The organism is Endozoicomonas montiporae CL-33, from assembly GCF_001583435.1.
GTDB classification, from domain to species: Bacteria; Pseudomonadota; Gammaproteobacteria; order Pseudomonadales; family Endozoicomonadaceae; genus Endozoicomonas_A; species Endozoicomonas_A montiporae.
Genome location: NZ_CP013251.1, coordinates 269,307 through 282,267 on the forward strand (window position 1 = coordinate 269,307; position 12,961 = coordinate 282,267).

General features: G+C 49.4%; 10 protein-coding genes. 1 reads left to right on the forward strand and 9 read right to left on the reverse strand.

Annotated features, from left to right (window positions below; all coding sequences use genetic code 11):
* Positions 1 to 32: 32 nt before the first annotated feature.
* The 4 genes from EZMO1_RS01265 to EZMO1_RS01275 form a co-directional block, all read right to left on the reverse strand.
* A complete protein-coding gene (locus tag EZMO1_RS01265) occupies positions 33 to 3,128 on the reverse strand; it encodes an efflux RND transporter permease subunit (protein ID WP_034879204.1) in 3,096 nt (1,031 codons plus the stop codon).
* Positions 3,125 to 4,228: an efflux RND transporter periplasmic adaptor subunit gene (locus EZMO1_RS01270; RefSeq protein ID WP_222842172.1), complete on the reverse strand. Its 1,104-nt coding sequence runs from the start codon at positions 4,226 to 4,228 to the stop codon at positions 3,125 to 3,127. Before EZMO1_RS01270 ends, EZMO1_RS01265 begins: the two co-directional genes overlap by 4 nt.
* Positions 4,176 to 4,370: a hypothetical protein gene (locus tag EZMO1_RS26445; protein ID WP_222842173.1), complete on the reverse strand. Its 195-nt coding sequence runs from the start codon at positions 4,368 to 4,370 to the stop codon at positions 4,176 to 4,178. The genes EZMO1_RS01270 and EZMO1_RS26445 overlap by 53 nt, the downstream gene beginning before the upstream one ends.
* A 94-nt stretch (positions 4,371 to 4,464) precedes the next feature.
* Positions 4,465 to 5,115 (reverse strand): GNAT family N-acetyltransferase, encoded by a 651-nt coding sequence (locus EZMO1_RS01275; RefSeq protein ID WP_034879206.1) that lies wholly within the window; start codon positions 5,113 to 5,115, stop codon positions 4,465 to 4,467.
* A gap of 608 nt (positions 5,116 to 5,723) precedes the next feature.
* Here EZMO1_RS01275 and EZMO1_RS01280 point away from each other — a divergent pair.
* Positions 5,724 to 7,331 (forward strand): hypothetical protein, encoded by a 1,608-nt coding sequence (locus tag EZMO1_RS01280; RefSeq protein ID WP_222842174.1) that lies wholly within the window; start codon positions 5,724 to 5,726, stop codon positions 7,329 to 7,331.
* A gap of 34 nt (positions 7,332 to 7,365) precedes the next feature.
* Here the strand turns inward: EZMO1_RS01280 and EZMO1_RS01285 are convergent, their stop codons facing one another.
* From EZMO1_RS01285 to EZMO1_RS01305, 5 genes are all read right to left on the reverse strand, one after another.
* Positions 7,366 to 8,844, reverse strand: coding sequence for an SLC13 family permease (locus tag EZMO1_RS01285; RefSeq protein WP_051790630.1), 1,479 nt, complete (start codon positions 8,842 to 8,844; stop codon positions 7,366 to 7,368).
* Between the two features lie 185 nt (positions 8,845 to 9,029).
* On the reverse strand, positions 9,030 to 9,875 hold the full coding sequence (locus EZMO1_RS01290; protein ID WP_034879209.1) for an ABC transporter ATP-binding protein: 846 nt from the start codon (positions 9,873 to 9,875) through the stop codon (positions 9,030 to 9,032).
* Positions 9,872 to 10,951, reverse strand: coding sequence for a FecCD family ABC transporter permease (locus EZMO1_RS01295; protein WP_082212341.1), 1,080 nt, complete (start codon positions 10,949 to 10,951; stop codon positions 9,872 to 9,874). Before EZMO1_RS01295 ends, EZMO1_RS01290 begins: the two co-directional genes overlap by 4 nt.
* Complete coding sequence (locus tag EZMO1_RS01300; protein ID WP_201772237.1) at positions 10,948 to 11,967, reverse strand: FecCD family ABC transporter permease; 1,020 nt, start codon at positions 11,965 to 11,967, stop codon at positions 10,948 to 10,950. The genes EZMO1_RS01295 and EZMO1_RS01300 overlap by 4 nt, the downstream gene beginning before the upstream one ends.
* Positions 11,968 to 11,969: 2 nt before the next feature.
* Positions 11,970 to 12,956, reverse strand: coding sequence for an ABC transporter substrate-binding protein (locus EZMO1_RS01305; RefSeq protein ID WP_051790633.1), 987 nt, complete (start codon positions 12,954 to 12,956; stop codon positions 11,970 to 11,972).
* Positions 12,957 to 12,961: the final 5 nt, after the last annotated feature.

The window sequence follows — 12,961 nt, forward strand, 5'->3', positions numbered from 1 at the left end:
TTTACCAGAGCCCTGCCTGTTTATAACCTGTTTTATGAGCCAGCTTTACCTGCTGAACAAGACTGTTTATAACGACCAATACCGAGCAATACAGGGATAAGAATCAGTGTTACCGGCGTTGCAAACAACTCACCAAACGCCAGCGATACTGCCGTTGGCTTAAGATACTGCGCCTGCTCAGACGTTTCACTAAGAAGAGGCAGCAAACCGCACACAGTTGTGACCGTTGTCAGAAAGATAGCCCTGAGTCTGGATTTGCCGGCTTCGAACAGAGCCTCCTTTACCGGCATACCGTCGCCCTGCAGTTTATTAAAACGGGTCATTAATACCAGCGAGTCGTTGATCACCACGCCCATTAGCGCCAACATGCCAAACACCGACATACTACTGACCGGCAACCCGACAATACCGTGTCCCAACACCGCACCGGCAAAGCCAAAGGGAATGATCGACATGATAATTAATGGCTGTACGTAGGATTTCAGGGGAACGGCCAACAGGGCATACACCAGAATCAAGGTAAGAATTAACGCCATCTTAATTCCGGCCTGAACTTCAGCAATATCCTCAAACTCGCCAATGGCTCGAACCTTAACGCTCGGAAATTGTCGTTCAATATCAGGAACGGCCTGCTTCTCAAGCCGCTTCCATACTTCTTCCGGTGCCATGACTGAACGATCCTGACGCCAGTTGACCGTAACAACAAGGTCACGATCACGGCGATGAATGGTGCCGGATTCTCTCGTGTAAGTCAGTTCAGCGACTTCGCCCAGAGGCATCGAGGAACCGTCTTGTAAAAACACCGGAGTCATCAACAACTGCTCCCGGGTCTGCCTTAAGTCTCTGGCATAGCGCACAATAACCCGGATCTCTTCACCCTGATCGATCAGCCGGTTGACCTCCAGATCACCAAAAGCTCCGCCCACCAGGATCGCCAACTGTTGTTTAGTCACCCCAAGATGCCTGCCCCGTTCATTCAGTTGCACCTGTATTTCACGCTGACCGCCCTGACCATCATCAACAATGTCATTCACACCCGGCATTTGTTGCAGATACTGCTTCAGAACTGCACTGGCCTGTCTGGCCAGCTCTCTGTCACTGGCACTCACGGTTAACCCAATACCACCACCTGCGTGTTCAAAACCTTTAAACGACGATGAATAAACACCTTCCAGCGTACCGGTTTTCTCCTGCCAGAGATCAATCAGGGCATTACCGGGAATCTCGCTCAATGCCTCACTGGTCAACTCAGCAGTCAGTTCAATATTGGCAGTATTGGTAATCGATAGAATCGCCTTACTTAATGGCGGTTCAGCCATGGCGTAGCGTTGCTGGAGTGCCTCGCTGGTCCGTTCCAGTGCATCCTCAAGCCGGTCAGCATTGATCACAGACAAAGGCATGAGTGCATCCTGATCCATAGTGATTTTTGCCTGAACATACCGGCTGGGAATATCCGGAAAGAAGACTGCATGAATAGCTCCCTTGGCAACCAACCCGATGGTGAGCAGGAAAAAAGAGACAAACAGAACCAGTACGGTGAAGCGATGCGCCAGCGCAAAGCGTAACGAAGGCTGATAGACAAAGGTTGAAAATGCATCAAGACTACTGCTGCAGAGTAACTGAATGCGTTCAAACGTCAGAACCAGAGGATTAGAAGTCGCTTTCGTTGGTCGTCTGGCATAGGAAAGGTGAGCAGGTAGAATAAACTTGCTCTCAACCAGAGAAAACAGCAGAGCCAGAATAACCACCGCTGAAAAACTCGACAGGATTTTTGCCATATCGTTCTGAATCCACAGCATGGGTGAAAAAGCGGCAATGGTCGTTAATACACCAAACACGGTAGCGACGGTTACCGATTCAACCCCGTGCCAGGCCGCTTCTTTCGGGTCGGCAATGCGCTGTCTGGCTTCGTGGATACTTTCGCCTACAACCACCGCATCATCCACCAGTACCCCCAGCACCAGAATCATCCCAAAAAGGGTTATGTCGTTCAGGCTGTAGTCCAGCATTCCCATCATCCAGAGCGCGCCAGACACGGAAACAGGAATACCAATCGCCACCCAGAAAGCGAGTCTCAGGTTCAGAAACAGCCCCAGCAGAACCAGTATAATCAGCAACCCCTGAACCGCGTTGCTACCCAGCAGTTTCAGTTGCCCTTCAATATAGGGTGACAGATCAACCATCACATCCAGCTCAATACTGGCTGGCAACTGGCTCCTCAGTTCTTCCAGAACTTCTTCAACTGCTTCACTGACATCAAACAGGTTATCTTTCTGGCTGGTTGAAATCATCAGTGCAACGGCTGGCTTTCTCTGGAAGCGTACCAGTGAGTCACTGTCCTCATAAGTACGCTCCAGCCGGGCGATGTTACCCAGAGTCACAGAGGCATCCGATGTATTAATAACCGGCAACTGTCGTAGTTGTGAAAGACTGTCAGCGTAACCATCCGCACGCAAAAGAATATTGCCCTGAGAGGTTTTTAGTTCGCCACTGCGATACTCCAGCGACCACTGCTGGATGAGTGCAGCCAGTTCCTCAGGGCCGATGCCGTAGCGTTTGAGCTGTTCCGGATCGGGTTCGATAAGGATTTGTGGCTGTCGTTTATCAAGATTGGTGACTTTGGAGATGTCCGGATGCCGTAACAAAGCCTGTTCCACACGCCGGGCTGATTGCTGTAACAGCTCAGGCTCGACATCACCGGCCACCATGACAAACGAAGCCAGCATGGTGAACTCATCACGATAGATTTTCGGCCTCTCTGCCTGGGCAGGAAAGCCGGTAATGCCGTCTACTTCATTACGGATGTCATCCATTAGACGATCCAGATCGGTTTCCGTCGTTTTCCGAACTTTGACACTGGAATAACCCCGGCGGGACGTACTCGTAATACGATGCACCCCCGCAACTGAACTGATCGCTTCCTCAATCCTCTGGGTTATGCTTTCGTCTATCTGCTGCGCCGTCCCTCCGGGATAGGCGACCATGATCTCAAGCTCGGAGGGTGGCAGCTGTGGAAAACTCTCGACCCTGATCGTATCAAGGGTCAGGTAACCACCCGCCAGAATCATCAGCATGAGCAGATTGGCGGCTACCGGGTTGTCCAGAAACCATCGGGTTAGCCACTTCATGATTCATCCCCGTTACCGGAATCCTGCAAAACCGGTTTTACCTTCTGGCCTTTGAGCATACTGCCAAGGGGATATTTGACGATCTGCCGTGACTCATCCGGCATGGTGGCAAACCTGACAATGGTTGAATAAGGGTCAGCATGATAAAGCACAGAGATGTCTTCAGTGATAAGGCGACCGTCCTTATCTACCGTCCATACCTGACCATCGTCAGTTACACTGGAGGCCGGAATCCGGAAAACATCCTCATACTCCCGCCCATCAAATGATACGGTCACCAGCTGATCCGGCAGTAGCCGGTGCTCTCCCTGATACGGTTCAGCCACTTTTAAGACAAGACTACGCTGACGGGTCTTCTGGTCACGCACCGGACTCAGGTAACGAACGGTTGCAGGCCAGGTATGACCCTGACGGTTTGTGACTGTTGCCACCATGCCAGGAGTCACCTCAGTGAGACGGTTCCACAGTTTGGCAGGAAGCTCTACTTTGATATCAATGGAGTGACTGTCGGCAATCACAAACAGTTCTTCGCCAGGCTGAACCCATTTGGCCGGAGTGACTTTCTGATCAAGAATAATTCCATCAAACGGTGCTTTAATCCGGGTATCTGACAACTGCTGCAATGCCTGAACCAGACTGGATTCAGAAGCCACTTTTTCAGCCTTGGCCGCTTTGACCTGTGGCTCATGACGGGCAAGCGGTGTCAGGCTTTTGGTGTTTTTATCCCTTAATACAACGGTCTGTTCATGACGGGTTCGGGCAAGGCTCAACTCCGCTTCGGCAACACGACTGCGAGCCAGGTCAACCTCTGCCTGATAAGTCACGGGATCAATCTCAGCCATCAGTCGGTCACGACTGACCATGACACCCGGCTCCAGCTCATCCGGTAACCCGATAATTCTGCCACCCACCGCAGCAATAACAGCGGTAGACCATCGGGACTGGGTTATTCCGGAAGAGGTCACCATCACCTTGTCCGTTATTGGTGAACGTTTAACCACTGATACTGGCAGATAATGCGGCTCTACAACGGCAGGCGAATCTTCCTCAACGGGCATATTCAGCCAGACGGTAATGGACAATAGAAACAAAAGACTCAAAATAAATGGCTTTTGTCGTTTTAATAATGACGCTTTCACTTTGTTGCTTTCCATAACGGGAGAGAGCATAACTCAGGGATTCGGACATAGAAGGGCTGGCGACATTGCGCAATGAGGCCCATGCCTGCAAACAAATCAGCAAAAGACTGAGTCAGCGCCGATAAGCTTGCAGGAATGATGCACAATCAATAAAAATCTTCATTCAGACAGATCAACAAACCTGACTATTTTCAAACTCAGGCCGTAATCGCCCTGGTATAAATAAACCCGTTATACTGCTGCTCAGGCTTGGCAAGGTAAGGATGATGGAACTGCCGGTGCCGTTTGAAACCGTTGTTGTCGTAAAAGCCAACATTGCAGGCCAGATCCGTAAACAGAAAGATATTTTTTATGTTCTGCTGGCGACAAAATGCGTAGTAACGTTCTGTTAGTTTGCGTCCATACCCCTGACCACGCAGTTCATCACTTAAAAAAAACAAAACCAGTTCGCTGTCGAAAGAATCCGTATCCTTATAAATCTCTTCATCCAGCTCATTCTGAACTTCAAACATTTCCCACGCTTTCTGACGATTACCAAAGTCTCCCATGGCAAAATGCCAGGAAAGATTGAGCATGGCTTTGGCATACCGGCACCCCACCTTCATTCGTTGCAGAAGGTTATCATGATGTGGTGTACTGGCGAGCAAGTAGCCAAGTACACGATCATTGTCATCCACCAGAAAGTCTGTGTAACTGGATTCCAGCAACGAATGCTCAAAGTACGCCTTAAAAACAAGGCTTTCGTCACGGGGATTCTCAAAGCCTTCATTAAAGTGCCAGGTCTGGCTCATCAGTTGAGCGCTTTCTTCAAAATACGCTTGTTTATAACGGGTAAACCTCAGGTTCATAACAACTTCCCTTCAGCTTCGTGAATAATAAGTTCACTGTACTTGAGATTTACCTCGGATTCGTGTCCAAACTTGCTCTAATGTTTTTGAAATTGACTTAAACCTGACACATAAATAGCTCTGAAAGGGCCGTATCAAAGTTGGACGGCGTAATAAAACACAACCGTGTTATGCCAATCAAAGTTATTAGCTTCTTCACGAGCATGTTTTTTTGAGCAATTAGGCACAGGCGGCGATTGCCAATGCAGGATAATTGCTCAAAAAGTCAGCGCAATAGAATAGCTAATAACTGCGACTGTATTACTTATCCGTTCTTCTTCACCACCTTGCCGGCCCAGCTGAAATAGACTTTACTGACGTGCGGATCAAAGGGTTTATCTGCCCATTTCCTAAGAATACAGTGCAAGTTGCACCTCGGTATCTCTTTGCTTTGATCCTTATTTCCGGAAATTCGATTGCCGAAAAATAGTGATAATTGAAGAGCTATTGCCTGTACAAACAAGGCAATTCATAAGTACTCAACCATACGAAATCATATTTTCAATAGCTAAAACATCATTCACGACTGCCCCAGTGTTCAGATGTGAATAACTTCAGTTAATAATAAAATGGTGAAATATATTTTGTGCAAACTACCGCTCAGCCATCGATCGTTACTGGTTACGTTTTTGTTTCTGGTATCCATTCACCTTTCGTCAGGGCTACTTGCACACACTTACAACCCACCAAGATTTTTCGCTATCTTCCCGAAAAATGAATCATTTAACGTATACGCCAATGAGACTGCACCATCAACTAACACCAGCGTTTCCCTGCAAGCACCTGTTTACAATCCCGGCTCTGGAGCTGTAATAAAAAACCATTTATCTCCGCATCCAGAGGGATCGATAGACTGGAGTACTATTAGCCCCAATCGACAACCCTCTGCTGTTGAGCTGAAAAAAGCACAAAGAAAGCTGAAAATTCTGATTCCAGCTCTCTCCCTTGCCGCACTCAGCAAATATGTTTTTGCAGGAGAACTCATTGATACGACGGGCAACTCCTATTCACAATACTACGATTCATTACTGGTGCTTGGAGGTTCAAACTATCTGGCCGATGGTATGGCCGAACTCTTGAATGAAGTGGGTCTCGATATTATCTCCTCACGCGGTGCAGCATTGATCATCATGCTGGTACCGGCAGAGTCCAGAGCCATCTATAACGACATCACTCTGAATATGAAACAGCTCAGCTTTGCTGAAGCAATGAATCACTATGCTATAAAAAGTGCATCTAATCAGGCCAGTCACTTAGCCATTGAGCTGGCTTTACCCTATGTCAGGCAACATATCGAGACCGGAAAGTACCCAGGCCTTGATAAAATGCTGGCAACAGCTGCAACCTCGACAGCTCTGGCTGCCTTACCCTTGTTTCTGCAAATTGCTATTGGCATGGCCAGAGGAGGCGAGATCAAGGCAGGAAAAATGGCCATCGACTCCAGCATTGGATTTATGTACTCAGTGGCAGTGAATAATGTCAAGAAAATAAGTCAACAAGCTGCCCATGCTTATCTTGATGGTGCAAAAGATAAGCCTTGGTGTAATCCCGAACTTCAGAATTGTAAAAAAATCGATCAGGACAATTTCTACTCTGAGCTGTTTGCCGGGGCTTTATGCTTCGCCAGTGCCCATTTGGTCGATCACGCCGCTTCAATAGTCCCTTCGGGCATGGCTTTGAAAACTACTCCTGTTCCAGTGCTTTCGAGACTCGTGAATAGCGGTATCAGAACAGCAGACGGGGGAATAAAAGCGACCCCCAAAATAATGGCAGAAACAGCAAAAATTCTTAGAAAAATTTCTGCCTATGCAGCTTCTGATGCTTTAAAGAAAAAGCTAGAGCATACCCTGCCTTCGTATACTTCCGAGTCAGAATCTATGAGCAATCTGATTACCATAGTAACCAACCTTGGGCTGTCTTATGTTGCTTCATCATACAAATCGGGGAGGCCTTACAAAACCGGCTTTGGCGTAAGGAGCGTTAATGCCGCTTACAACCTTGGCATAATGGCTGCGGTTAAAGTCGCTTACTCTACGGGTCTGGATCAGGCTATCGGATTATCTGGGCCGTTGAACATTCCATGGGATTACTATGCAAAGTATCCCGGAACGTCTCTGACATTTAAACAGCGAAATGAACAAAGCATTGTCATACCAGTACTGAAATTATCAGAGTAGCCCTGAAACCGTTTTTTCAGGGCTACTCTTATTCTCAAACCAGCAAACCAGTCCATTTCCACCAGGTGGCAGCAAACAAAGCGAAGGTTAGCAGGCTGGCAGCCGTTAGCTGCAAACCAATTCGTGCAAAGGTTTTAGTGTCAAACGAACCTGTAGAATACGCCACCATATTCTGAGGGGCATTCACCGGCAGAATCATTCCAAAGCTGACCGCAAACAATTGCAGCAGCACCAGTCCCATGGCATTTTCAGACATTGATGGTGGCAGAGTACTTGAAAATGCCAGAAAAACCGGAAGCAAAGCCACCGTCACACTCATCGCACTGGCAAACCCAAGATGCATAATGATTGAAAAACTGGTCATGACAACGACCAGAAGTGGAATGGAAAACGACGATATATCCAATGCCGAAAAGCAGGATTCTGCTAACCAGGCGGCAGCTCCGGTACTCACCAGTTGCTGACCAAGACTGATACTGACACCAAACATCACGATTACACCCCAAGGCAGACGTTTCTCGACATCTTTCCAGTTCTTAAATACACCAAGCCCCGGAAGTAAAAGACAAACGGCCATAATCAGCATGGTGGCTGGAACAGTAATATGGTGCAGGAAACCTTCTGTAATCCAGCTGGTAATCAAAATCAGAGTAAATAAAGCCAGTCGCATTTGCTGACGGTTTAATGGTTCCCGACTATCGGCAAGAATACCGGTGTCAGAATCGAAGTTTACACCCCTCAGTTCACGCCGAAGAATCAGAAACAGGACGATCGTCATCAAAGCTGACCAGGGTCCGGCATAAAGCAACCATTTTGCCCAGGTCAGGGAGTAACCGCTGTGTTCTGCCATCAGTTCCAGTCCGGCAACATTGTGTCCGGTAGCCGTCATGACCCCAACATTCCAGATAGTACTGACCTGTGCTGCACCAATCACCAGAATCGCAGCGAAACGGCTTTTTTCACCCAGCCCAAGCGTTGCAACCACACCGGCAAGAATAGGGATTTGAACGGCTGTTCTACCAGTGGGTGAAGGCACCAGAAACGAGAACACCACACCGATCAGAAGACATCCGGCAAGTATGGCAGCGGGTGAAGGATGAACCCGGGATAAAATGGCCCGGGCAATTCGCCGGTCAAGCTCTGTCGCCTGCATGGCTGCCGCCATAATTAATGCACCGGAGATGACAATAATGCTGGGCGAAGAAAAGCCTTTCATTGCCTGAAGAATGGCTTTACTGGTGCCAATGATGGAGCCCGTATCCGGGTTCGGGGTCAGCCCCAGAAACAGAGTCATTAGCAGGGCAATCAGCAATGCACTGATCGGATAAGCCATAGCCTCAGTCACCCACAGGATCACTGCCATCGCCAGAATACCCAGCATTGCCTGACCGGCAGGTGTCAGTCCCTGCAGGGGTAAAAAGAGAATCGCAACCAGAGCACAAAATGAGACAGGAATCGCAATTCGGCCAACCAGTAATTTAATTGGGCTGTGTTCTATCGATGCATCGGACACTGAATACCCCCCCCTTGATTGTTCTTGGGGGATTCAGTCTAAGCAAGAGTTTGCAGTTCTGTCGGTTTTATTAATAAAAAATTAAAAATATGGGGATATTTTTCTGCAAAGTGAGACTAATAACCAGTTTAAAAGGGTACTGAATAGTTAACTATCCAGTACCCTTTTAAACCAATCTTGCAAGCTCAGGCTGATCTGGCAATCGGCACCGACTCAACCACATGCAATGGGGTGCTAATCCTACGTCCCTTACCCACGGGCACACAGGTTGGTGTACCGAACATCGGGCAGGGGATAATCTGTGAATCCAGACCAAACACCTGCTCGACCAGTTCTGCCGTCATCACGGTTTCCGGTTGGCCATTGGCATAAATCTCGCCATTCTTAACCGCAACAATATTATCACTGTAACGGCAGGCAAGGTTCATATCGTGCAGAACCATAACAACAGTGCGACCTGAATCCCGGTTCAAATCAAACAACAGATCAAGGATTTCAACCTGATGACTCATGTCGAGATAGGTTGTGGGTTCGTCCAGCAAAATCACCGGTGTATTCTGCGCCAGAGTCATGGCGATCCAGGCTCTCTGGCGCTGCCCGCCCGATAGCGAATCCACCGTCCGTTCGGCAAACTCGGTCATATTGGTAGCTTTCAGGGCGTCCACTACACAACGTTCGTCTTCTTCTGACCACTGCTTCAACCAGCTCTGATGCGGGTACCGCCCCTGTCGCACCAGCTGCATTACCGACATACCTTCCGGCGCAACAGGCCCCTGAGGCAGAATTGCCAGACGCTTGGCAATCTCTTTGGTGGAGGAGGTAAACACTTCTTTTCCATCCAGTAGCACACAACCTGATTTGGGTTTCAGCAGACGAGCCATGGAGCGCAACAGGGTCGATTTACCACAGCCATTAGCGCCGATCAGCGTCGTGATTTTGCCTTCGGGAATGTCCAGATCAATGTTGTTGATAATGGTTTTGTCACCGTAACCCAGTGACAGTTTCTGACTTTGGAGAACGGGACGACTCATTTCTTTGTCACCAACAGATAGATGAAGTAAGGGCCACCAATTGCGGCAGTTAAAATACCTACAGGCACTTCCAGTGGAGCCAGCAGCAGACGACCCGCCAGGTCACTGACCACCACCAACAATGCACCCACCATAGCTGCACCGGGCAACAGCAGCTCAGGCATGTTACCTAATAGTCGTCGGGTAATATGCGGTGCCATCAGGCCAACAAAACCAATGCTGCCACAAAAGGCGACACTGCCCGTTGCCAGTGCGGTACTGAGCATAATCAGGCCAAAACGTTCAGGCGTCAGCCGGCTACCCAACCCTCTTGCCACGTCATCACCCAGACTCTGAGCCGTCAGACTGCGCATGGCAAGAATCAAAAAGGGCACCAGCAACAAATACCACACTGAAAGAATCTGTACCTGCTGCCAGTTGGCCGTATTCAGGCTACCACTCAGCCACACCTGCGCTGCTGCAGTTTTATCAATGGAGCTCATGGTCATCATGACGGTACGGGCAGCGGTTAACAGAGATCCCATGCCAATACCAATCAAGATCATACGCCTTGGCGCTACGCCGTTATTCCAGGCAATGAAGTAAATAGCCATAACGGTGATCACACCACCGGCAAAAACAAAAGCCGGCATCAGCATCATACTGATTGAGCCTGAAAACAGGGTGATAATCGATACAGCGACAAAGCTTGCACCATCAGTCACACCCAAAACATCGGGCGATGCCAGAGGGTTTCGCACCAAGCCCTGCATAATGACACCGGCAATACCCAAGCCGGTTCCTACCATAACGGCCATCAACACCCGGGGCAGGCGAAATGTATTGATGATCAGCGATTCTGTCACATCTCCCTGACCAGCCAGAGTCTGCACCACCCGCCATGGACTGATCGTGCTGGAACCCGTTCCCAGAGCTACTACAACACTGACGACCAGAAGCAACGCAACAATGCCAAGGGAGATGACACCCTTGCGCGGAAACAGGTGAGATACCCAGGCATTGCGAACCAGAAAATAGTTTGAAGACTGGTCTGGCAAAGCGTTCGATATCGACTGTGATAAAGAGCTTGAGTTCATGTAGTCAGGCTCCGTCGTGCATAAGCAATAAAGAAAGGCGCGCCAATCAACGACATGGCAACCCCGACCGGTACTTCCTGCGGCCAGACAATAAATCGGGCCAGTACATCTGCTGACAACAGCAGGCTGGCACCAATAAACATGGAACCGGGAATCAGCCAGCGATAATCAAGCCCCAGCAGCGCCCGGGCAAAGTGCGGAGCAATCAGGCCAGCAAAACCGATCGGGCCAGCCATTGCCACAGAAATACCTGCCAGAGACACCACTACCAGACAAGCTGCCAGTTTTACCCGGACGGTTTTCTGCCCAAGGCTTTTGGCAATGTCATCGCCCAAAGCCTGCGCGTTCATGGATTTAGCCAGCAGGAAAGCCACCAGCCAACCAGCAACCATCACCGGAATCATAGACACCACCAGATCCAGTCGGCGTCCTTCTATAGAACCGGATAGCCAGAACAGCACTTCGTCGAGAACGGATTCATTAAACACCAGAATGCCGGAAGTAATCGAAGCCAGAAAAGCATTCACCGCTACCCCTGCCAGCGTCAGGTTAAGTGGTGTCAGGTTACCGGTGGACATTCCTAGAAAATAAACGACACATGCTGTTGCAGCAGCGCCGACCATGGCAAACAGGGCAAAGAATTCATGACTGGTGACACCAAAAAACGCCGTTGCAACCACTATCGCCAGAGACGCCCCGGCATTAATACCAAAGATACAGGGTGATGCCAGCGGATTGCGGGTCAGCCCCTGCATAAAGAGACCGGCGACGCCCAGACTGGCTCCGACCAACGTCGCCAGAACAGCTCTTGGAAAACGCATCTCCAGAACGACAATATGCTCACGACTGCCGTCGAATGCTGAAAAAGCACCTGTAACATCCTGCCAGCTGATTCCGGTATAACCCAGGATCATGCTGCATGTTGCCAGCGCAATCACTGCCAGAAACAGGGTAGCCAGCACCAGACCTTTCGGCACCTGCACTGGCATCATCATTTGTCGGGAAACTGCCGTCATTATCAGCCTTCCTGCTTCTCTTGACCGGGCAGCAAGGCATCCTCAATGTTCTGTAGCACCTTGCGTCCGGACAGAATGCCGTAAGACTTGTTCCAGATGTCATTATCCATCTGGTAAATCTGGCCTTTCTGGTGCGCACGCAGCTCCTGCCATAATGGGTGACTTAACCAGTTGTTGGTATTCTCAACACCGCTTTCCGGATCAGCAGCCGCAAAAGTAAAGTAGAACTGGATATCTGCATCCGCTTCGGGAATGCGTTCCATGGTCAGAGGCTCGGCAAAATCGTCCTTGTCATGCAACTCAGGGCGGGCAAAGCCCAACTCTTTAATCAACCCTGCCGCAAAGCTGGTGTTGTAGTAATAACGGGCACCTGTCACCTGAAAGCGATAAACACCGACCTCCTGCTCAAGAAATCCAGCGTCGTCTAGTCTGGATGACAAACGTTCAATACGATGGTCAAGATCAGTCAGAATGTCCTGACCTTCCTGTTCCCTGCCGACAGCTGCACTGACCTGAGACAGATTCTCACGCAGTCGCCCCTGAAACTGATCGGTAAAGACGGTTGGTGCGATCGCACTCAGCTGAGGATACAGAGCTTCCTGACGTGCCTTGATACCAATAATCAGGTCTGGTTGCAGGCTGGCAACCGCTTCCAGATTGATCTGGGTTTCCTGCCCTACCACTGGCGTCCCTTCCATATCGTCACGAATATGGGCAAACCAGGTATCAGACGGATTCGCCGTTTCTGAACGTACTGCGCCTACAGGCTTGATGCCCAGAGCCAACAGGGTTTCTGTCGCCTCTACTGACAAAACAACAATACGCCGGGGGTTTTCCGGAACGTCTGTAGCGCCCATCACATGATGGATGGTTCGTGTATTAACCGATGTTGTATCCAGAACATCTGAATCCTGACTGGAACAGCCTGAAAGAAAAACAGCCAAGCCGAATACAGGCATCAGCCGTTTGAAGTGTTGCAAAATATCCATTTTAA